The organism is Paraburkholderia megapolitana, from assembly GCF_007556815.1.
GTDB classification, from domain to species: domain Bacteria; phylum Pseudomonadota; class Gammaproteobacteria; order Burkholderiales; family Burkholderiaceae; genus Paraburkholderia; species Paraburkholderia megapolitana.
This window is the reverse complement of the sequence record NZ_CP041743.1, coordinates 2498834-2520992: the sequence shown is the minus strand read 5'-3', so window position 1 is coordinate 2520992 and position 22159 is coordinate 2498834. Positions and strand designations below refer to the sequence as shown.

The window sequence follows — 22159 nt, the reverse complement described above, 5'->3', positions numbered from 1 at the left end:
TTTTAATACGATACGCAACTTTCTTGACATAATGGTTGAGCATTGGCCGCCGCGTTCCCGTACACCGCGTATGGCAAGCTTTCCCCGCATTCTCGCTTACCGACCAGGACACTTCGCATGACAACGACCTCCACCATGCTGCCCCGCTGGACGATCGGCGTGCCGATCGCCGCATGGATCGTCCTTGCGGCGTCGCTTGCCGCGCCCGGCAACGGCTGGCTGCTTGTGCTCATCGGCGTCGCGCTCGCGGGGTCGGTGTTCGCGGCCGTCCATCACGCCGAAGTCGTCGCCCATCGGGTCGGCGAGCCGTTCGGCACGCTCGTCCTCGCGATCGCCGTCACCGTGATCGAAGTCGCGCTGATCGTATCGGTGATGCTGAGCGCGGGCCCCGAAAAAGCGGGTCTCGCGCGCGACACTGTGTTCGCTGCGGTGATGATCGTCTGCAACGGCATTGTAGGGATCTGTCTGCTGGTGGGTGGCTTGCGGCATCGCGAGCAGGACTTTCAGATTCGTGGCGCGAATGCGGCGCTCGCCGTGCTGGCATCGCTGTCGGTGCTGACGCTCGTCATGCCCAACTATACGAGCACCGAACTCGGCCCGGTACTGAGCCCCTCGGGGCTGGCCTTCGCGGGTATCTCGTCGCTGGTGCTGTATGGGGTTTTCGTGTTCGTGCAGACCGTGCGCCATCGCGACTACTTCCTCGCGGACAGCACCAACGTCGCCGATGAAAACGTGCACGCCGCGCCGCCCACTGTCGGCGTCGCCGCGTTGAGCGGTGCGCTGCTGCTGGTCTGTCTCGTTGCCGTGGTGTTGCTCGCCAAGCTGCTGTCGCCGGTGGTCGAGCGCGCGGTGCTCGGGGCGGGCGCGCCGGAGGCCGTGGTCGGTATCGTGATCGCTGCGCTGGTTCTGCTGCCCGAGGGGCTCGCCGCCGTACGCGCGGCGCGCGCCGACCGGCTGCAGACCAGTCTCAACCTCGCGCTTGGCTCTGCGCTCGCCAGTATCGGGCTCACCATTCCGACCGTCGCCGTTGTGTTCCTGTGGACCGGCCAGCCGCTCGCGCTTGGCCTCGGTGGCAAGGAAACGGTGCTGCTGTTTCTCACGCTGCTGATCAGTACGTTCACGCTTAGCACCGGACGCACCAATATCCTCCAGGGCGCGGTGCATTTGTCGCTGTTCGCGGCTTATCTGTTTCTGTCGGTTGCGCCTTAGCGCTGCGTGTTACGTGTCGTGCGGCTACGTCGCCCAGTGCGCCGCGATCCAGTCGTGAAAGAGCTTCAGTTTCTGCTGATGCGCGACGGCGTCCGGATAGACAAAGTAATAGCGGGCGCCGGTTGTCAGCACCGCATCGAATGGTCGCAGCAGACGCTTCGCCGTGACGTCTTCTTCGATCAGCGCGAGATCGCTGATCGCCACGCCGAAGCCCTGCAAGGCGGCGTTAGTCGCGAGATCGAGCGTGTCGAAACTTGGACCGAGCGCCGCGTCGATATCGCGGGCATCCACATAATCGAGCCACATTTTCCAGTCGCGATGATCGCGCGTCGGATGCAGCAGCGTGTGGCTCGCGAGGTCGGCAAGCACGGCGAGCGGCCGGTCGCGCAGCAGCTCGGGCGCGCACACCGGCGTCAGGCGCTCCTCGAATAGCGGCACGGCCTGAACGTCGACACCCGGCGACGTACCGTAGATGATCGCCGCATCGAACGGCTCCGCCTGAAAGTCGATGTCGTGCTGCCATGTCGTCGTGATCTGCACATGCAGGTCGGGATACTCGGCCTGGAACTGCGTGATCTTCGGCAGCATCCAGCGCATCACACAGGTCGGCATCTTCAGCGCGAGATCGGTGCGCTGGCGCGTGAGGCGCAACGAGATTTCCTCGATGCGCGCAAAGCTCTCCTTGACCGCGGGCAGCAGCAGTTCGCCTTCGGCGGTCAGCGTGAGTCCCTTCGCGTGGCGTTTGAAGAGCGGGAAGCCGTAGTAATCCTCGAGCGCGAGGATCTGCCGGCTGACTGCCCCTTGCGTCAGGCACAGATGCTCCGCGGCGCGCGTGAAGCTGCGGTGGCGGGCGACCGTTTCGAAGATCTGCAGCGCGTTGAGTGGGGGAAGTCGGCGCATGGGTGGCGAACGCATCACGGGTCAGGAAAAATCATGCAGCAACGATCTTCGTCATCTCAACCGAACAGACGAGGGTCCAGCGAAAACAGTTCTTTGCTGACGACGCTAACACCCTTCATATCGGCATGCATCGGGTTCAGCAGGAGATTGAAATCGGTCGGGCACACCACCGACGGCACGCGCATCGCAAGCTGTTGTCCGCCCTCGAGCCAGCGCCGCCCGATCTCCACCGTCGACAGCGGATCGCGCGTGAGTTCCGCCCAACCCTCCGGCAATTCGGGAATGTACGCGTTATCGTACGCGCCGTCCGGAACCTCGAGCGTGACCAGAAAATAGCCACCGGCAGGCAGAAGACCCGCCAGATGGACGAGTGCCTCGAGCAGCGAGGTTGAAGCGTGACAGCAGGTGTACAGCACACGCATGCCGCGCGGATTCCAGCGCCCACCGGCAATTGCCGCGCCATTTCCGCTGATATCGTCCGCGAGGTAACGCCCGGGACGCTCCTTCGCGAGCCGGTACACCCTCATGCAGAGACACCGAAGGTGATGCGCATCAACAGGTCGCGCACCCGGTCGTAGCCCGGTTGCGAATCGAGCACTTCGAGCGGCCTCAGCCCACCCAGCTCGGCATGCGGCCGTTGCAACCACTCGGCAGCCAGCGCATCGTCCTCGAACACCTGCGTCGCTTCCTCAAGCACGTAAAGCACGCGCGCGACCCGATCCGATTCGGCGCCTGACAGCCGCTCTTCCTTCGAAATCTTCCGCAAGATCGTCGAGCTCGGCAGTCCGAGACCAGCGAGTACCGTCTGCAACGGGATATGGAGCAGTTCCTTTGCAATCCGCTCCACGATGATGGCGTCCATGCCCTCCCGGATCGTAAGACGTTGCTCCAGCGGATCCATCTTCCTGAACGTTTCGAAGTCGTGCGGCTGCGAGCCGAGCGCACCCGAGCCGACCAATGCCTTGCGGGCACGGGACGCTGCATGCTTTGCCGAAGCAAGCGCCAAGTGTGGTTGCGCAGTCATGGAGGTTTTTCTCATTTGGGTGTTTTGTGATTCTCATTCTAGAAATTTCTCAAATGGAAGTCAACGAATTCCCAAATGAGAATTTCTTGCCGTCGGATGTCGCGATCAAGTGCTGCGACGTCCGCGCACCGCTATTTCTGCAAATCTTTCTGGTCGAGTACAGTGGCTCGCCTCACGACGACTATTCCACGATGACCTATGCATTCGATTTCAGCGGCTTCGGCCTGTATGCCGGCATGCTCGTGCGCGGCGCGGGGGTTACGCTCGGCCTGACCGCGGTATCGACGGTGCTGGGCGGATTTGTCGGCGTGGCGGGCGCAAGCGTCGCGGTGTCCGGGCCGCGCTGGGCCCGCACACTGATCGCTGCGTACGTCGAGACGATCCGCAACACGCCGTTTCTCGTGCAGCTGTTCTTCGTGTTCTTCGGCCTGCCGAGCCTCGGCATTCACATCGACGAAATCCAGGCCGCCATCCTCGCGATGACCGTCAACCTCGGCGCCTACGCAATCGAAATTGTCCGCGCCGGCATCGAGTCGATTCCGCGCGGCCAGGTGCAGGCCGCACACGCGCTCGGACTGCATGGTCGCCAGGTGTTTCGCCATGTCGTGTTGCCGCAGGCGCTCGCCAATGTGTTCCCGGCGCTGCTGAGCCAGGTGCTGATCGTGATGCTCGGCTCGGCGGTCGTGTCGCAGATCTCCGTGCCCGATCTGACCTACGCGGCCAATTTCATCCAGTCGCGCAACTTCCGTTCGTTCGAGAGCTACGTGATCATCACCGTGGTCTATCTGGCGCTGTCGATCGTGTTGCGGCAGGTGCTGAGCCGGCTTGGTGGCGGGCTCTTTGCAGGGCGCGCGCCACGCACTGCCTCCGGTACAACGGCTCGCCTGCATACGTGGTTCAGGTGGCGCAACAGCCGTGCGCATACGTCGCGCGCGCTGCCGACGGAGCGTGCCCGATGATCGAATTTACGCTGTGGGACATCGCCCGCAACCTGTTGCTCGCCGCACGCTGGACCATCCTGCTTTCGCTGATCGCATTCGTCGGCGGCGGTGCGGTTGGTCTCGCACTGCTCGCAGCGCGCGTGTCACCGTTCGCGTGGCTGCGGCGCGCGGTCGTGCTGTATGTCGAGCTATTCCAGGGCACACCGCTCTTGATGCAGTTGTTCCTGGCCTTCTTCGGTCTGCCGCTGCTCGGCATCGAGGTGTCGCCATGGGTCGCCGCAACCGTCACGCTCACGCTCTACACGAGCGCGTATCTCGTCGATATCTGGCGCGGCTGCGTCGAGGCGGTACCGCGCGGCCAGTGGGCCGCGGGAGCGAGTCTCGGCATGACGTTCGGCCAGCAGTTGCGTTACATCGTGTGGCCGCAGGCGCGAAAAATCGCCGTCGCGCCGACCGTGGGTTTTCTCGTGCAGGTAGTGAAAAGCACGGCGCTCACGTCGATCATCGGTTTCACCGAGCTCACGAAAACCGGCACGATGATTACTAACGCCGCGTTCCGTCCATTTCCGATTTACGGCATGGTCGCGGTGTTGTACTTCGCGATGTGTTTTCCGTTGACCTGGTATGCCCGGGTGCTCGAGAAGCGTCAGAAGATCGGGCAGCACCGGTAACATCGGTGTTGCCTGTTATGCAGCGACGACCGGCCGCCCTACAACGCGGCGGCGGCCGGCCAGTACCGCTCACTGCTACGTGCCGTTAGCGCGCAGCCTGCGTCGACTTGCGCAACTTCGCCACCTCCGCAGCCGTGACAGCCGGCGCGTGATTATTCCACCCGGCGCGCACGAAGGTCAGCACGTCCGCGATCTGCTGATCGTTGAGCACCGGCGCAAACTTCGGCATCGGATACGCCGCCGGAATGCCTTGAATCACCAGGTCACCCGTGCCGTTCAGCGTGACGTTGACGAGCGACGACGCATCCGCTTCCAGCACGTTCGGATTGCCCGCCAGCGGCGCTAGCAGCGGTGCGAACGCACGTCCGTCCACGCCATGACAATGCATGCAGTACGCGGTGTACACGCGTGCGCCCGCATCGTTCGCAGGGCGCGCAAGCGCCACCTTCGTCGCCTGTGCGTCATACGTATACGGCGCAGCGCCATTGCCGCCCGCCGGCGGCAGCGACTTCAGGTAACGCGCCATCGCAGTGACATCGGGATCGGCCATCGCCTGCGTGCTGTTGTTGATCACACTCGTCATCGAACCGAACGCCGACGCATGCTGGTTCGCGCCCGTCTTCAGGAACTGCGCGACGTCCTGTTCCGACCACCTGCCGAGCCCGACGTTATGCTCGCCGGTCAGGTTCGCCGCGAACCAGCCGTCGAGTACACCGCCGCTCAGATACACGCTGCCGGTTTCGTCGAGCGCCTTCTCCTGGAACGCGACGCCGCGCGGCGTATGACACGAACCGCAATGGCCGAGCCCCTGGATCAGGTACGCCCCACGATTCCACGCGACGTCCTTGCCGGTCTTGTCCTGGTAGACGCCCTTGTCGAGGAACACCATGTTCCAGAACATGAGCGGCCAGCGCATATTGAGCGGCCACTTGATGTCCGATTCGCGGTTCGCCTGCTTCACCGGTGCGACGCCGTGCATGAAGTACGCATAGAGCGCGCGCGTGTCGTCGTCGTTGACCTTTGCGTACGACGGATAAGGCATTGCCGGATACAGGTTGTGGCCGTCCTTCGCGACGCCCTCACGCAGCGAGCGCGAGAAATCTTCCTCCGTGTACTTGCCGATACCGGTCTCCGGGTCCGGCGTGATGTTGGTCGTGTAGATCGCGCCCATCGGCGTCGTCATCGGCAGGCCGCCGGCGAACGGCTTGCCGCGCGGCGCCGAATGGCACGCGATGCAGTCGCCGACCTTCGCGAGATAGGCACCGCGCTGCACGAGCGCATCGTCGGCGGTGGCCGCGGCGGGTTGCGTGACTGCCTGAGCGTGGGCCAGCGCCGCATACATAGCGAAGACAGCCGCGCTCACAAGCTTGAGTGTGCGATTCATGTCTGTCTCCCGTTATGCGGTCTTGAGCTGCGCGCCAACCGGCAAGTGCCGCAGCCGCTTGCCCGTCGCCGCATAGATCGCATTCGCCACCGCCGGCGCCAACGCGGAGGTACCGGGCTCGCCGATACCTCCAGGCGCTTCGGCGCTCTTCACGATATGCACCTCGATTTCCGGCGCCTGATCGATACGCAACATCCGGTAGTCGGTGAAGTTGTTCTGCTGGACGCGCCCCTCTTCGATCGTGATCTCGCTATACAGCGCCGCCGTGATGCCGAAGATAATGCCGCCCTGCACCTGCGCTTCGATCGTGTTCGGATTGACGACCATGCCGCAATCGACCGCGCACACAATGCGGTTCACCGTCACCTCGCCCTGATCGACGGTCACGTCCGCAACCATCGAGAAGAAGCTGCCGAACGCATGCATCACCGAGACGCCGCGCCCCTGCCCCTTCGGCGCGGTCGTCTTGCCCCAGTTGGCCGCGTTGGTGGCGACATCGAGCACGTTGAGCGCACGCGGCGATTTACCGAGCAGATCGCGCCGGTACTTGACGGGATCGACCTTGGCCTGCGCCGCCAGTTCGTCGATGAAACTCTCGACGACGAACGTGCCGCGCGTCGGCCCCACGCCGCGCCAGAACGCAGTCGGCACCGCGTGCGGCTCCTGGCGCACGTAGTCGACCAACTGGTTGGGCAGATCGTATGGGAGATCGGCGGCTACCTCGACCGCGTCTGGATCGAGACCGTTCTTGAACGCGGGCGGCGCGAAGCGCGCCATGATCGACGAGCCGACGATCCGGTGCTGCCACGCGACCGGCTTGCCGTTCGCGTCGAGCCCCGCCGAAATCGCGTCGTAGTAATACGGGCGATACATGTCGTGCTGAATGTCTTCCTCGCGCGTCCACACCACCTTGACCGGCACACCGAGCTGCTTGCCGACCTTCAGTGCCTGCGTGATCGCGTCGGTTTCGAGCCGCCGCCCGAACCCGCCGCCGAGCAGATAGTTGTGCACGACGATCTTCTCCGCCGGCAGCCCCGTCACCTTCACGCCGGCGTCGACTGCGCGCGTCGGCACCTGGGTGCCAACCCAGATCTCGCAGCTACCCGGTTGCACGTGCACCGTGCAGTTGATCGGCTCCATCGTTGCGTGCGCAAGGAACGGCTGCTGATAGACCGCATCGATGCGCGTCTTCGCATTCGAGAACGCGTTAGCGACATCGCCTTCCTTGCGCGCGACCGCACCGTTGTGCTGCGACGCCTCTGCGAGATCGGCGACGATCTGCTTCATCGACAGGTTGGCGCCCTCGCCTTCATTCCACTTGATGTCGAGCGCCATCACGCCGCGTTTGGCGGCCCATGTGTGGTCGCCGATCACGGCCACCGCATTGTCGATCTTCACCACCTGACGCACACCGGGGATCTTCTTCGCGTTCGTATCGTCGACGCTCGCAAGCGTGCCGCCAAACACCGGGCAATTCGCGATCGCTGCGTAGACCATGCCAGGCAGCCGTACGTCGAGCCCGAAAACGGCGGTACCGTCGACCTTCTCCGGCGAATCGAGCCGTTTGGCCGGCGTGCCGATCAGTTTGAAATCGGCGGGCTTCTTGAGCGGGACGTCCTTCGGTACCGGCAGCTTCGCAGCTGCACCGACGAGCTGGCCGTAGGCCACGTTACGGTTGCTCGCCGCGTGGATTACCTGGCCGTTCTCCGCGTGACACGACGCCGGATCGACCTGCCATTGCTGTGCCGCGGCGCCGATCAGCAGCACACGGGCGGTCGCGCCGGCACGGCGCATCGGTTCCCATGCGTAGCGGATCGACGTCGAACCGCCGGTCAGCTGGCCGCCTAGCAGCGGGTCCATGAAGAGCTTTTCGTCGGGCGGCGCGTGATCGATCGTGACGCTGTCGAGCGGCACTTCGAGTTCTTCCGCAATTAGCATCGGAATCGACGTGTACACGCCCTGGCCCATCTCGACCTTCGGGATCACGAGCGTGACCTTGCCCGCGGTATCGATCTGGATGAACGCGTTCGGCGCGAACACGCCGCTCTGCGCGGTTTCATTCCCGTCGCCACCGATCACCGTTTTGCGAAGTGCAGCGGTACCGCCCTGGCTAGCCGCCGGCAGGCTGAAACCGAGCAACAGGCCACCGCCGGTCGCTACGCCAACCGTGACACCGAATTTGAGGAACGTGCGACGTGTGATGCGCGACCCGTCGGTCGCGCGTGATGCGCCGTTTTGCGCATCGAGCAGTCCTTGGGACATGTCACGCCTCCTTCGCAGCGTGCTTGATCGCTGCGCGGATGCGGTTGTAGGTGCCGCAGCGGCAGATGTTGCCTGCCATTGCGGCATCGATGTCCGCATCGGAAGGGCTGACGTTCTGTGCAAGCAGCGACGCCGCCGACATGACCTGTCCGGACTGACAGTAGCCGCACTGCACCACGTCGAGCTGCCGCCATGCCTGCTGGACTTTCTTGCCAGCGGGCGTGTCGCCAACCGCTTCGATCGTCGTGATCTTGCGGTCGCCGACGGCTGCCGCGGGCAGCACGCATGACCGGACCGCCACGCCGTCGAGATGGACCGTACAGGCGCCGCACTGCGCAATACCGCAGCCGAACTTGGTGCCGGTCAGACCGATCAGATCGCGCAGCACCCATAGCAGAGGCATGTCGGGAGGCGCGTCGACGGTGTGGGTCTGACCGTTGATGGTGAGCGTTGTCATGGGCTGCTCCGGTTGTGGGGTTGTTGTTTATTGATCGTGAGTCGAGGGTGGGTCGACTGTCTTGCTGGCCGGTTTGTACGCCGGCACGACACTAAAATGCGGCGACTCGCTCAATCTATTCTGCAAGAGACGCCAATAGACCCTGATACAGTGAAGCGATCCAGCCGTTGAAGAGCGCACTGCCCGGTAGACTGCCCGTGCAGAAGAGGTGCGATGATTGTAGCGCTGCGGGAAAAGCGGCGTCGATGGATATTGCAGTTGTAGTGGCGGCGACTGGAACCATATATAGAGCGAGCCCACGATTCGCCGCTAAACCATTTCGATCTATCCGCACGGAGCCGAACCATGAACGAAGCACAAGCCATCCAGTTTCTGTCGGACGTGCGCAAGCCGCTGCTCGCGCTGCACAAGTCGATTCTCGATCACGAGCGCGCAGCGTATGAGCAGGAGTTCGGTCCCGCTACGCCGGCTGCGTTCCTGCAGGTGCTGATCAATGGGTCGGGGTTTCGCTGGTTGTCGGCGCTGTCGACGACGATTGCGAACGTCGATGAAGTGCTCGACGACGACAAGGCGACTGCGGCGGATCGTATTGCTGCCGCGCAGTCGGTGGGTGCGCTCTTTTCGGCGGATACGCCGAATAACGCGTTTCTTGAGCGCTATCTGCCGTTGCTGCAGGCGAGCCCGGCGGTGCTGCATGAGCATGGTCGGGTTGCGCAGGTGCTGCGTGGGCTTGAATGACGATGATGCATTGACGCTGGCGCTGCGCTTCGATCATGAAACGCAGCGCCCTCCTGGAAGTGCTCACCTTGATCGTGATCAGCGGCGAGCACTCCGTTACCAGGCTCAGGTCCTTCGTCACGCTTCACGACAGGTTGATCAGCGATGACGCCAGCAACGACTGGGTATAAGGATGCGACGGTGTGCGCAGCACATCGAGCGTATCACCGGATTCAACAATGCGCCCCGACTTCATCACGATCACACGATGCGCCATCGCGCGCATCACCGCCAGATCGTGCGTGATGAACAGATAGCTCAGCTGGTACTTCTTCTGCAGTTTCGTCAGCAGGTTCAGTACCTGCTTCTGGATCGATACGTCGAGCGCACTGGTCGGCTCGTCGAGTACGAGCAGTTCCGGTTCGACCGCGAGTGCGCGTGCAATCGCGATCCGCTGACGCTGGCCGCCTGAGAATTCGTGCGGATAGCGCACCATCGATTCGGCCGGCATGCCCACTTCCTCGAGTAGCGCGGCAACGCGGCCGCGCCGCTCTTTCGTCTCGACGTTTTTATGATGCACGGCCAGCCCTTCACCGATGATCTGTTCGACGGTCATGCGCGGCGAGAGCGAGCCAAACGGGTCCTGAAACACCACCTGCATGCGCGCGCACAGTTCGCGCCGCTCGCGGCTCTGCCCTGACTTCGGCAACGGGATGCCGTCGATGCGGATCTCGCCGGTCGCGGGACGCTGCAATCCGAGCACAGTTGCCGCCAGCGTCGATTTACCCGATCCTGACTCGCCCACGATGCCCAGCGTTTCCCCGCGTTTGAGATTCAGGTCAAGCTCGTGCACCGCGCGGAACGTTGCGCGGCCAAACATCGAACGCCAGCCTTTGGCCGGAATCCGGTAGTCGATTGCGAGCTTTTCCACGTCGAGCAGCGTGCGTGCATCCGGTTCGATCGCATCGATTGCGCGCTGCGGTTCGCTGTCCAGCAGCCGCTTCGTGTACGGATGCTGCGGGTTCGAGAACAGCTCTTCGGTGGTGTTGGTTTCCACCAGCACGCCCTTTTCCATCACCGCCACGCGCTGTGCGAAGCGTTTGACCAGGTTCAGGTCGTGCGTGATCAGCAGCACGGCCATGCCGCGGTCGGCCGCTTCCTGCTCCTGCAGGCCGATCAGCAGGTCGACGATCTGCTGGCGCACGGTCACGTCGAGCGCAGTGGTCGGCTCGTCGGCGAGCAGCAGACGCGGCCGGCACGCGAGCGCCATCGCGATCATCGCGCGCTGGCGCTGGCCGCCCGAGAGCTGGTGCGGAAAACTGTCGATCCGCCGCTCCGGCTCGGGAATGCCGGTGCGTTTAAGCAGTTCGATACCGCGTTGACGGGCTGCATTGGGTCTTAAACCCTCGTGCAACCGTAAGCTTTCTGCAATCTGCTTGCCGATCGTATAGAGCGGATTGAGCGCGGTCATCGGTTCCTGAAACACCATTGCGACGTCCGCACCGCGGATACCGCGCATCTGCTGCTCGGTCTTCTGCAGCAGGTCATCGCCGTCGAGCAGGATGCGCCCGCTCAGTTCCGCCTGGGCGACGAGCCGCAGGATGGACAGTGCCGTGACGCTCTTGCCCGAGCCCGATTCGCCGACGAGTGCCACGCGTTCACCGCGCCCGATCGACAGGCTCAGATCCTGCACCGCAACCTTGTCGCCAAAGCGCACCGAGAAGCGGTCGATTTCCAGTAGGGGCTGACTCATCACTTGCCTCCGCCGAATGCCGAACCACGCATGCGCGTATCGAGTGCGTTACGCAGCGCATCGCCCATGAAGGTCAGCAGCAGCAGCGTGATCACGAGCGCCGAGAACGCCGAGATCGAGATCCACCACGCATCGAGGTTGTTCTTGCCCTCCTGCAGCAGCTCACCGAGGCTTGGGGTGGGCGGCGGCACGCCGAGACCCAGGAAGTCGAGACTGGTCAGCGAGAGGATCGCGGCACTCATGCGGAACGGCAAAAAGGTGATGACCGGTGTCAGGCTGTTGGGCAGCACGTGGCGCCACATGATCTGCCAGTTCGTGAGCCCCATCGTGCGGGCGGCCTTCACGTAGTCGAGCGAGCGGTTACGCAGGAATTCGGCACGTACGTAGTCGGACAGGACCAGCCAGCCGAACATCGACAGCAGGATGAACAGCAGCCACAGCGTCGGCTCGAAGATCGAGGCGAAGATGATCAGCAGGTAGAGGTCTGGCATCGAACTCCAGATTTCGATCAGGCGCTGGCCGATCAGGTCGGTGCGCCCTCCGTAGAAGCCCTGCACCGCCCCTGTCAGTACGCCGAGCAATACCCCCGATACCGTCAGCGCGAGCGCCATCAGCACCGACAGCCGGAAACCGTACAGCAGGCGCGAGAGCACATCGCGCCCGAACTGGTCGGTCCCGAGCCAGTTGGTGGCCGAAGGCGGCGCCGGAAACGGGTGCGCGGCGAAGTAATCGATGGTGTCGTAGTGGTAGTGATTGGGCGGATAGATCGCGAAGTTACCCTTCGATTCGAGCCGCGAGCGGATATACGGATCGAGGTAGTTCGCGCGCGCCGGAAAGTCGCCGCCAAACACCAGCTCCGAATAGTCCTTCACGATCGGAAAGTAGTAATGCCCTTCATAGCGCACGACAAGCGGACGATCATTCGCCAGCAGCTCGCCAAAGAGGCTGATGACAAACAGCGCACCGAAGATGATGAGGCTCCAGTAACCGAGCCGCTGCTGTCTGAAGCGCCACCAGGTGCGCCGCCACGGTGAAGGTGACGGCGCCTGGGTGACGACCGCGGACTCAGTGGTCCATGCGGTTGAACTGGATGCGGGGGTCGACGAGGACATAGCAGACGTCAGCAATAAGTTTGGTTACGAGGCCGATCAGCGTGAACAGGAACAGCGAGCCGAGCACCACGGGATAGTCGCGGCGGATCACGGAGTCGTAGGACAGCTGACCCATGCCGTTGAGCGAGAAGAGCGTTTCGATGAGCAGGTTGCCGTTCAGGAAGGCACCGACGAAGGCGGCCGGCAGACCGGTCAGCAGCGGAATGGCCGCGTTGCGCAGCACGTGCTTCCACAGCACGTCACGCTCGGCGGCCCCCTTGGCACGCGCGGTCAGCACATATTGCCGGCCGATCTCCTCGAGGAAGGTGTTCTTGGTGAGGATCGTGACGATCGCGAAGTTGCCGACCACCGACGCAGTGACCGGCAATGCGATGTGCCACAGGTAGTCGAGTATCTTGCCCACGACGCTCAGGTCGCTGAAGTTGTCCGAGGTGATGCCGCGCATCGGGAACACCTGCCAGAACGTGCCGCCACCGAACAGCATGATCAGCAGCACGCCGAGCACGAAGCCGGGTATCGCGTAACCGGCGAGCACCAGTACGCTCGTTACCGTGTCGAAGCGCGAGCCGTTGCGCACCGCCTTTGCGATCCCGAGCGGCACCGATATCAGGTAGGTGAGCAGCACCGTCCATAACCCAAGCGTGATCGACACGGGCAGCTTCGAGCGGATCACATCCCACACGCTGTCGTGCTGGTAGTAGGACTGGCCGAGGTTGAAGGTCGCATAGTTCTTGAGCATCAGCACGTAACGCGTGAGCGGCGGCTTGTCGAAGCCGAACTCCTTCTTGATCTGTTCGATCTGCTGAGGGTCGACGCCCTGGCTGCCGTGATAGCCGCCCCCGCCCGCCCCCGCCTCTCCGCCACGGCTGGTGCCGTGGCGGAGTTGCATCATCACCTGTTCGACCGGCCCACCCGGCACGAACTGTGTGACGACGAAGGTCAGCGTGACGACGCCGAGTAGCGTGGGCACCATTAGCAACAAACGTCTGAGTATGTAGGTGAGCATCGTTTCGTCCTCGCTAGTGCGCTGCACCGGACGACGCCGGCTGCTTCTCGTACCAGTAGTTGATGATCCAGTCTTCGTATTGATACGAATCCGGCACGATCTTCGGATGATCGAACGTGCTCTTGTATGCGATCCGCGCGTTCGGCAGGTAGTACTCGGGGACGAGGATGTACATATTGATCAGCACCCGATCCAGCGCATGGATCGCGGTTTCGAGGTCGTCGAGCGATTGCGCGTTGAGCGCCGCGGCGATCAGCGCATCGACAGCCTTCGAACGCACGCCAGGATAATTCTCCGAGCCAGGTTGCGACGCCGCCGCACTGCCGAACCGACGTGTCAGTTCCGCGCCCGGAATCGTCACCGGGTTGTAGATCAGCGTCGTCATGTCGTACTCGAAATTGTCGAGCCGCTTCTGATACAGCGCGCTGTCGATCTCGCGCAGATGGGCCTGGATGCCGAGCATCGCGAGTGCCTGCGTATACGGCAGGATGACGCGGTCCATCCCGGGCTGGTCGTCCATGATCTCGATCGTCATCGCCGTGCCGTTCGCATCGCGCAGTGCGCCGTCGCGATAGTGCCAGCCGGCCTGCGCGAGCAGATCACGTGCCTCGAGCAGGTTCGCACGCTGCGAACGCGGCGGCAGTGTCGACGGTTGCTGGGTCATCGGCCCGAACACCTCGGCGGGCAGCTCGGCGCGAAACGGCTCGAGCAATGTGAGTTCCTTGTCGGTCGGCACGCCGGTCGCCTTGAATGGGCTCGCCTCCCAGAAGCTGTTGGTGCGCCGGTACTGGTCGGAGAACATCATCCGGTTCATCCAGTCGTAGTCGAACGCGAGTGTCAGTGCGTGACGTACTCGCACATCCTTGAACATCGGTCTGCGCATATTGATCAGCAGGCCCTGCATCTGCGCAGGACCATCCGGGAAGGTGGCTCTCTTCAGCATCCCGTTGCGAAAATTCTTGCCGACGTACTTGCGTGCCCACGTGCTCGAGCTGTACTCCATGCGTGCGTCCGTGTCGCCCGCCTTGAACGCCTCGAGCTGCGTGTAGTGATCCAGATAGAGCTTGAACAGGACGCGCTGGAAGCGGAACATCCCGCGCCGGGTCGGCAGGTTCGCTGCCCAGTAGTTCGGAATGCGGACATACGAAATCTGCTTGTCGTTCTGACGCCGATCGATCAGATACGCGCCACTGGCGATCGGCGGCACGTTCGCGATCTGGTCGAACGGTGGACGCTTGCCGTTCGCGTCCATCCCCCACTTCGGCGAGAACACTGGCAGGTCGCCTGCGATCAGCGGCGCGCTGCGATCGGCGCGAACAAAGTCGAAGCGGATCGTCTGCCGGTCGACGACAGTCGCCCGCTTGATAATCGAGAACTGCGCACTGACGACCGGCGACACTTGCGGACTGGTCAGCGTGTCGAACGAATACTTGACGTCGGCGGCGGTGATTGGATCGCCGTTCGAGAAGCGTGCGGCCGGATTCACATGGAAGGTCGCGGACAGACTGTCCGGCGCCACTTCGACGTTGTCGGCGATCAGCGCATACGACGACGCCAGTTCGTCCCAGCTGCGCTGCATCAGCGTGTCGAACATCAGAATCTGGATGTCAGGCGCGGGAGAACCTCGCAGGAGGAACGGATTCAGCGAATCGTAGCTCTGCGCGGGGCCATAGTTTTCGTAGTTCAGGGTGCCGTTGGCCGGCGCGTTGGGGTCCGCATAGTCGAAATGCGTGAAACCGGGCGGGTATTTCGGCTGGCCGTACTGCGCGAGCCCAGAGACAGCCAGCGCCGCATCCGGCGCCATGACGCATGCCGTGAGCGCCACTAGCAGCGCGGCGGCTGCCCGCGTGACCTGCTTCGCACGCGATGTTACAAATTTCATCATCCGTCCGGTCGTGAATGCGTGGATATATGAATACGTCGGCACGCGGCCGACGTTGAATCGATACGACGCCATCAGGCCCGACACATTCACTGCGCATCGAACCCGGCTGGCTGTCAAGCAAATGAAGCGGGCCGTTCCCGCCGATAACCGGAGACTGGAACGGCCCGTCAGATGCCTGCTAGGCGTGAGGCTACATCAGAATTTATAAGTCGCGCCAATTTGCGCAAAACGGCCGATGTACGTGTAGAGCGACGAATCGTAGCCTGTCTGGTAGCTCGAGTTCATGTAGACCGGATCGAACGGCGGTGCGCGGTTGAAGATGTTGTCGATACCGGCATACAGTGTCCAGTGCTTGAAGCCCGTGTAGCTGAAGAACAGATTGAACTGGCTATACGACGCCACACTGCTCTGCATGTTCGGATACTGGCCCGACGCAAGGATCGCCTGTGTGTACGGACCCGTGTACTGCCAGGTCAGCGTTGCGTTCCACCGGTTCTGGTAGCTCCAGCCCAGGTTCGTATTGCCCTTCCAGCGCGGGAAGCTGCCGCCGAACGGCTGGTTGAGCGAACCGTTGTTACCCGCGAAGTCGGTCGATACGCCACCCACCGGCATCTTGAAGTGCCACACGTATGCCCAGTCGCCGGACAGCGTGAAGGTACCGATCTTCGTCGGCAGCGACTGACGGAACGTCGTCTCGAAGCCGTCGGTGTCGAGTGACGCCAGGTTCTGGAACGGCATCAGCACATACGCAATCGAACCGTTCGTATTGCGGACCACCTGCGTCGGATCGTTTGCGTTGACCGTCGCCTGGATATCCTGCGTACCGATCACATTGTCGATGTGGATCTTGTACCAGTCGAAGCCGATGTCGGTGTTACGAGCTGGCGACAACTGGAAGCCCAGGTTGTAGTTCTTCGTGCGTTCCGGCTGCAGGTTGTGGTTACCGGCCTGCACTTCCTCGACGAGACCATACGCGCCCGGATTGTTCGGATCGTTCGGGTCGACCGCACCCTGCGCACTGAAGCTCTTCGACGCAGTGTTCTCGATCAGCGTCGGTGCACGGAAGCCGCGGTTATACGAGCCGTACATCGTCAACTCGCGCACCGGCTGGTAGCGCAGCGCGAAGCGTGGCGAGAACGCGCCGCCGAAGTCACTGTAGTGGTCGTAGCGACCCGACTGACTGAACGTCAGGTTCTGCAGGATTGGAATGTCGACCTGGTAGTAGACCGCCGCGACATTGCGTTGGCCGGTGACCGACTGCAGCGCCGGCGTAACCAGCGAACCGTCCGCCCAACCCAGGCCCTCGCCAACATACTGGCTCTGGTGCATGAACTGCGCCCCGAGACCCAGCCCGACGTTACCCGTGGGCAGCTTGAACAACGTCGGCGTCGAGAGCGTAGCGTCCACCGCGTCGAGCTTCGTGATCGCCTGCGTGTTGGTGCTCTGGTACAGGCCTGCAAGACCGTTCGGCGTCGCCGAAGGATTCGCGAAGTTGAACACACCGTTCTGGACGATGTTCTGCAACGCACTCGCGCTGAGCCGGTTCGTGAATTCGTTCGAAACGGTGTTCTGTGAATGCGTGTACGACGCGGCCCAGTCCCAGTCTCCGACGTAAGGCGTCGCGAATGTGCCCTTCAGGCCCGTTGCGGCACGCCAGAAGTTCGAGTTGGTGAGCACCGATTGCGTATTCGGGAACGCATAGACGAGTTTGGATGGCACGCCAAACGGGTTGTACGGGTTGCTTGCCGGCACAACATTGGAGATCAGACGCAGGCCGCCCGTCGCGGGGTCGTACGCCTGCGTGTTGTTGCCGAGACCGCCGACGAAGTTGTTGGTGTTCGTCCGGTTGTTGCTTTCCCACAGATCGGCGAACGCCTGCATCGAGTCGCTGATCTTGAAGTCTGCGTGCACCTTCGCGCTCAGGCGCTCGGTCCACGGCGACAACGAAGTCGCGTACGCCGTATTGGTCTGGCACACGGTGCCCGGGCCATTGATCCGTGCGGTAGCCGTGCCCGAGACCGGTGAACCGTTGTACGGACACGGACTGAGCGGCACCTTGGCGCCGGTCGGATCGCGCCAGTACGACGGCGACTGGTTATACAGGCCACCCGGGAAGTTCGAGAAATTCTGATTCTGGGTGGTATCGCGGTCCGCGGCCGACACGCCGTTGAAGCGATACATGCTGAGGGCTGCCGTGACGTTGAAGCGGTCCGAATTCAGATCGCCGAAGCCGCCCAGGATGCTCAGCTTGGTCGTCCCTGCACCGCCGCCGTCCTGCGTCGCGCCGCCGTAGCTGCCGTCGAGCTGCAAGCCCTGGAAGTTCTTCTTCGTGATGATGTTGACCACGCCGGCGATTGCGTCGGAACCGTACTGCGATACCGCGCCCGTCTTGACGATTTCAATCCGGTCGACGATGTTGAGCGGCAGCGTGTTCAGGTCGAAGAACTGGTCGGTAACGTTCGTCGCGAATGCATACGGCGACACTCGCAGACCGTCGATCAGCACCAGCGTGTATTTTTCGCTCAGGCCACGTAGCGCAATGCCCGCGCCGCCCGGCGCGAAGCTGTTCGTCGTGCCTTCCGCCCAGCTACTCGCCGAGTTCGCCGACGTGCTGCGCAGATAGTCGGCAACGCTGTTCTGGCCGCTGTTCTGGATGTCCTTCGCGGTGACCGTCTGGACCTGATTGAAACCAACCTTGTCGGCGCTACGGATCAGCGAGCCTGTCACTTCGAAGCGCTTCAGTTGCGCAACGCCGTCCTTACCCTTCGTGATCGTATTTTCCGTCGCAGGGGTAGCGGCGGTGGCGGCGGCCGCGCCCGGGGTTGCACCGGACGCACTGCCCTTGGCCGTCGACGGGGTGTTCGTCTGCGCGACGACCACCGGGTGCTGCGACAGCGTGTCAGCTGTCGCAGCGGGGCCGGCCGTGGGTTGGCTCTGTGCGAAGGCCGGTCCGGCCAGCGTGGCTGCAAACGCCAGTTCGGCCCAGACGATGCGCCTGATCGCTACGGCCAATGCTCTTTGTTTCATTGTTCCCCTCTCACTCGTCGGTAAGATCCAACCGGTTTCGTGCCGCGAATCACCGTTCGGCGGCGCGTTACGCACGGCGTTTCGGCGCCGTATCCTTTCTGGTGCCCTGAAGCCCACTGCCTGAATTGCCTGTGCAGGTGCCGGCGCGACCATCGCCTGCCCCGCTTGAAACACTTCGTTTTCACTGCCGGTCAGTGCATTCACCGCCACGTAACGATTTGATTCGTATACCTAACTGGCGATAAAAGACCTGCCCCGGTCGACATATTCGTTCTCTAATGATTCGTTATGCTTATTTCATTGACCAAACCGTCCGTCTTCTATCCTGACCGCCGGCCGTGCCACTCGTTTATCGCCACCCGCGCGGCTTGTCGATTAACACGCTGCCCAACCCCGGTTTTAACGATTGGTATTAACCCCAATAGATTCGGGTTAATACCTATCTTTCACCTGAATTCCATTCTCACAGCGCCAAAAGCACTGCCTTCGTTATGCAATTGCATGAAATCGTAGGTAATAAAAGAGAGGGTATCGTAGGCAGAACAACGGTTCGGCGTAATATAGCTTTCGATTTCCTGTTGGGTGCAGAAGATATCAGGTCAGAAATTTACCCGTCAAACTTTATTTGATCGGAATATAAAAAGTTTGGCACATTACATTTAACTTTCATAGACGAAAACCGTTTCGGCAGCCCACACAACTCCCGATTGAGACACGATGCCGGGCCCTGCTAACGTAAGTAGCCTCCCCTTCGCCGCCATCACGCCCGATGAAACCCTGGCCGCTCGATCAGCACTACAAGTTTCGCAATCAGACCGTGCGTTTTCGGGTCGAAGGCAGCGGCCCGCCGCTCGTCCTGATACACGGCACGCCGTTCTCATCGTATGTATGGCATCGCATCGCGCCGCATCTCGCGCGGCTGCGTACCGTGTATCTGTACGATCTACCCGGCTATGGCCAGTCGGAAATGCGGCAGGGACAAGATGTTTCGCTGGGGGTGCAGAACGCGCTGCTGGCAGAACTGCTCGCCCACTGGCAGCTCGACCGACCCGACGTCGTCGCGCACGACTTCGGTGGCGCAACCGCTTTGCGCGCTCATCTGCTCGACGGCTGTGAATATCGCAGTCTTACGCTGATCGATCCGGTGGCGGTCGCTCCGTGGGGCTCGCCGTTCGTGCGGCACGTGCGTGAGCACAGTGCCGCGTTCGAGGGACTGCCGCCGTATATCCACGAGGCCATCGTCAAAGCGTATGTGCGCGGTGCCATTGCACGCGACATACCGGACGACGAGCTCGCGCCCTACGTCTCACCGTGGCTCGGCGATACGGGACAAGCCGCGTTCTACCGGCAGATCGCGCAGATGGATCAGCGTTATACCGACGAGGTCGAAAGTCGCTACGCGCAGATACGCTGCCGCACGCAGATTCTCTGGGGCGAAGACGACCAGTGGATTCCTATTGAGCGCGGCCTTCATCTAGCCAGCATCGTGCCGGGTGCGCGTTTCGTTCCCGTGGCGCGCGCCGGGCATCTGATGCAGGAGGATGCGCCTGAGGCGATCGTCGCGGCGGTGCTTGATTTTCTTGCGGCTTGACTCGTTGCCTGATCCCCGGCCACGACCCGTGGCTCAACCCGCCAACCGATCCGACCCAGCCCCTCACCGCCCACCATTAAGCTTGCGCCACAGCGTCGTCTTGCTGATACCAAGCGCCCGGCATGCCTCGTCGCGATCGCCGCCGCACGCATCGAGTGCCGCCTGCACCTGCTCCGCCTCGACCCGCCGGCTGCGCTGACGCAACGTCAGGGCGGCCGCTACCTGCTGAGCGTGCCCAAACACCTCGGGTGCAATCGAATGAAGCATGTCGCGCGTCAATGCCGGCACGCTCGCAGCGTCGTCGCGAGCAGGTTCGCTATCGGCGAGTTCGACCGCGATCCGTTCGATCACATTCTGCAGTTCCCGCACATTGCCCGGCCACGCATGCTGCCGCAGCGGTTCGCCGATTTGCTCGAGCACGCGAGCCGCATCGTCGCGCGTGCGAATGCGTGCGACCAGCCGTGGTTCGCGGCGCGCGGCCTGCCGCAGTAACTCGGCGGCGAGCGGCATCACGTCGGGCAAACGCTCGCGTAACGGCGGCAACACGAGATTCAGGATGTTGAGCCGGTAGTAGAGATCGGCGCGGAACATGCCGGCATCGACGGCGACTGTCAGCGCACGATGCGTGGCCGCGACAACGCGGATATCGATACGCGTCGGTTCGGTGGAACCGAGTCGCACGACTTCGCGCTCCTGCAGCACGCGCAGCAACCGGCTTTGCAACGGCAACGGCATCTCGCCGATCTCGTCGAGAAACAGTGTGCCGCGGTGCGCCGCCTCGATAAGTCCCGCCTTGCCGCCGCGCCGCGCACCGGTGAAAGCGCCCTCTTCGTAGCCGAACAACTCGCTCTCGAGCAACGCCTCGGGAAACGCGCCACAGTTGATCGCCACGAACGGAAAATCGCGGCGCGCGCTGATGCAATGGATCCCCTGCGCGACCATTTCCTTGCCCGTTCCGCTCTCGCCGAGTATCAGCACAGTCGCCTCGGATTTCGCATAGCGCTGCGCGAGCTGTCGCACACGTTCGATCGCCGCACACTCGCCGACCAGATCGTCGAGCCGGTAACGCGCAACGAATTGCTGCGCGCGTTGCCGCGAACGCAACGTCCGATCGAGCCGCTCGACCGCACGCGACTCGTGAAACGTCAGCACGCTGCCGGTCGCCGTATCCGGTCCCGCGCCGACGAGCGGCCCGCGATGCACGACATACCCGACACCGCGCACGGTCTGCAGCGTCTCGCCATCCGCATCGGGAATCGCACCGGCCAGATCCGGCGCGACCGCGAGCAGCGACTGGCCGACGGCCGTCGCCGCATCGATGCCAAGTGCAAGTGCAAGCTGCTGGTTGATCGCTTCGACGCGGCCCTGCGCATCGAGTGCGACGACGCCGTCGCGCAGGTGCTGCAACACGTTGTCGAGACGCTGGCGGCGCAGCGCTTCGCTCGACGTGGCCTGCGCGACGTCGAGTGCCGTATCGAATGCGGCACGCACCGACGCACGCGAATACAGGAACACCGCGCCCATGCCCGCCCGCGCGGCCAGGTCGGTGACGAGGCCCGGCCCGACGATCGTGCCGATGCCGCGATCGCGCAGATCGAGTACGCAGACCTCCGCGTCCTGCGCGGACTGATACGACGCAAACACCACGTCGATGCCGTAAGCCGCGACGAAGCGACGCACTTCGGCCGGCGTTTCACCGTGCGTCACGAGCGCGACCGGCGAAGCATCGCGGCGGGCTCGCGCAAGCGCATGCATGACGTCGAAACCGGTCGGATGAACGAGCACGACCGGCACCTGCACGCGCGCTTTCAGATACGTGCCGTTCGAGCCCGCCGCAACCACGATGTCCGGCCGCTGCGCGCCGGCTGCGGCGATTTCGGTGACCGCGTCTTCATAGCCGCGCGACACGAGCCGCAGTTCGGCGCGACTGTCGTATTCGCCGGCAATGTCGCGAAACAGGTCGCGCAGTTTGCTGATGCCGATGGCCCAGATGCGAGGGCGCGGGCGGGTGTCGAGAGGACGGTTCATGATGGACAAGCGCGATGTTCAAGCAACCGCGATTATGAACCATTCTTCCATTTATGAAATTTCAGATTTCATAAATGGAATTTCCAGCCCCTACAGCTACGGACAGTTCCGGCGACGAATCAAGCACTTGGGCGACTCCACGCCCGCTGGCCCGGTCCTTGCACAGCACGACGCCATTGTTATCAGGAGGCT

General features: G+C 62.8%; 17 protein-coding genes. 5 read left to right on the top strand and 12 right to left on the bottom strand.

What is annotated here, in order from left to right:
• Positions 1-117: 117 nt before the first annotated feature.
• On the top strand, positions 118-1209 hold the full coding sequence (locus FNZ07_RS10730; RefSeq protein ID WP_091006049.1) for a calcium:cation antiporter: 1092 nt from the start codon (positions 118-120) through the stop codon (positions 1207-1209).
• Positions 1210-1233: 24 nt separating this feature from the next.
• Here FNZ07_RS10730 and FNZ07_RS10725 read toward each other — a convergent pair whose 3' ends face one another.
• The 3 genes from FNZ07_RS10725 to parS are packed head-to-tail and all read right to left on the bottom strand — an operon-like array spanning position 1234 to position 3133.
• The gene (locus FNZ07_RS10725) at positions 1234-2109 is read right to left on the bottom strand and encodes a LysR substrate-binding domain-containing protein (RefSeq protein WP_091006046.1); all 876 of its coding nucleotides are present in this window, start codon (positions 2107-2109) and stop codon (positions 1234-1236) included.
• A 56-nt stretch (positions 2110-2165) separates the two neighbouring features.
• Positions 2166-2636 carry an RES family NAD+ phosphorylase gene (locus FNZ07_RS10720; protein WP_091006044.1) on the bottom strand — a complete coding sequence of 157 codons (471 nt, stop codon included), beginning with the start codon at positions 2634-2636 and terminating at the stop codon, positions 2166-2168.
• Positions 2633-3133 (bottom strand): type II RES/Xre toxin-antitoxin system antitoxin, encoded by a 501-nt coding sequence (gene parS / locus FNZ07_RS10715; RefSeq protein WP_245811265.1) that lies wholly within the window; start codon positions 3131-3133, stop codon positions 2633-2635. The genes FNZ07_RS10720 and parS overlap by 4 nt, the downstream gene beginning before the upstream one ends.
• Before the next feature lie 191 nt (positions 3134-3324).
• On the opposite strand from parS, the gene FNZ07_RS10710 reads away from it, so the two are divergent.
• Complete coding sequence (locus FNZ07_RS10710; RefSeq protein WP_091008640.1) at positions 3325-4092, top strand: amino acid ABC transporter permease; 768 nt, start codon at positions 3325-3327, stop codon at positions 4090-4092.
• The gene (locus FNZ07_RS10705; protein WP_091006041.1) at positions 4089-4745 is read left to right on the top strand and encodes an amino acid ABC transporter permease; all 657 of its coding nucleotides are present in this window, start codon (positions 4089-4091) and stop codon (positions 4743-4745) included. The genes FNZ07_RS10710 and FNZ07_RS10705 overlap by 4 nt, the downstream gene beginning before the upstream one ends.
• Positions 4746-4830: 85 nt before the next feature.
• Here FNZ07_RS10705 and FNZ07_RS10700 read toward each other — a convergent pair whose 3' ends face one another.
• Genes FNZ07_RS10700 through FNZ07_RS10690 form a run of 3 tightly spaced genes read right to left on the bottom strand, consistent with a single transcriptional unit; the run spans position 4831 to position 8848 of the window.
• Positions 4831-6129, bottom strand: coding sequence for a cytochrome c (locus FNZ07_RS10700; RefSeq protein ID WP_091006037.1), 1299 nt, complete (start codon positions 6127-6129; stop codon positions 4831-4833).
• Between the two features lie 12 nt (positions 6130-6141).
• Positions 6142-8391 carry a xanthine dehydrogenase family protein molybdopterin-binding subunit gene (locus FNZ07_RS10695; RefSeq protein ID WP_091006033.1) on the bottom strand — a complete coding sequence of 750 codons (2250 nt, stop codon included), beginning with the start codon at positions 8389-8391 and terminating at the stop codon, positions 6142-6144.
• Between the two features lies 1 nt (position 8392).
• Positions 8393-8848 (bottom strand): (2Fe-2S)-binding protein, encoded by a 456-nt coding sequence (locus FNZ07_RS10690; protein WP_091006030.1) that lies wholly within the window; start codon positions 8846-8848, stop codon positions 8393-8395.
• Positions 8849-9193: 345 nt separating this feature from the next.
• On the opposite strand from FNZ07_RS10690, the gene FNZ07_RS10685 reads away from it, so the two are divergent.
• Positions 9194-9586, top strand: coding sequence for a hypothetical protein (locus FNZ07_RS10685; RefSeq protein WP_091006027.1), 393 nt, complete (start codon positions 9194-9196; stop codon positions 9584-9586).
• Between the two features lie 124 nt (positions 9587-9710).
• Here the strand turns inward: FNZ07_RS10685 and FNZ07_RS10680 are convergent, their stop codons facing one another.
• The 5 genes from FNZ07_RS10680 to FNZ07_RS10660 form a co-directional block, all read right to left on the bottom strand.
• Complete coding sequence (locus tag FNZ07_RS10680) at positions 9711-11318, bottom strand: ABC transporter ATP-binding protein (RefSeq protein ID WP_144269464.1); 1608 nt, start codon at positions 11316-11318, stop codon at positions 9711-9713.
• Positions 11318-12430, bottom strand: a complete 1113-nt coding sequence (locus FNZ07_RS10675) for an ABC transporter permease (RefSeq protein WP_096717034.1) — start codon at positions 12428-12430, stop codon at positions 11318-11320. The genes FNZ07_RS10680 and FNZ07_RS10675 overlap by 1 nt, the downstream gene beginning before the upstream one ends.
• Positions 12384-13436: a microcin C ABC transporter permease YejB gene (locus tag FNZ07_RS10670; protein WP_144269463.1), complete on the bottom strand. Its 1053-nt coding sequence runs from the start codon at positions 13434-13436 to the stop codon at positions 12384-12386. Before FNZ07_RS10670 ends, FNZ07_RS10675 begins: the two co-directional genes overlap by 47 nt.
• A 13-nt stretch (positions 13437-13449) precedes the next feature.
• Positions 13450-15318: an extracellular solute-binding protein gene (locus FNZ07_RS10665; RefSeq protein ID WP_407670704.1), complete on the bottom strand. Its 1869-nt coding sequence runs from the start codon at positions 15316-15318 to the stop codon at positions 13450-13452.
• 198 nt (positions 15319-15516) lie between these two features.
• Positions 15517-18348 (bottom strand): TonB-dependent receptor, encoded by a 2832-nt coding sequence (locus tag FNZ07_RS10660; protein ID WP_091018185.1) that lies wholly within the window; start codon positions 18346-18348, stop codon positions 15517-15519.
• 769 nt (positions 18349-19117) lie between these two features.
• Here FNZ07_RS10660 and FNZ07_RS10655 point away from each other — a divergent pair.
• The gene (locus FNZ07_RS10655; protein ID WP_091018183.1) at positions 19118-19939 is read left to right on the top strand and encodes an alpha/beta fold hydrolase; all 822 of its coding nucleotides are present in this window, start codon (positions 19118-19120) and stop codon (positions 19937-19939) included.
• A 63-nt stretch (positions 19940-20002) separates the two neighbouring features.
• Here the strand turns inward: FNZ07_RS10655 and prpR are convergent, their stop codons facing one another.
• Positions 20003-21967, bottom strand: a complete 1965-nt coding sequence (prpR, locus tag FNZ07_RS10650; RefSeq protein WP_091018180.1) for a propionate catabolism operon regulatory protein PrpR — start codon at positions 21965-21967, stop codon at positions 20003-20005.
• Positions 21968-22159 lie beyond the last annotated feature (192 nt).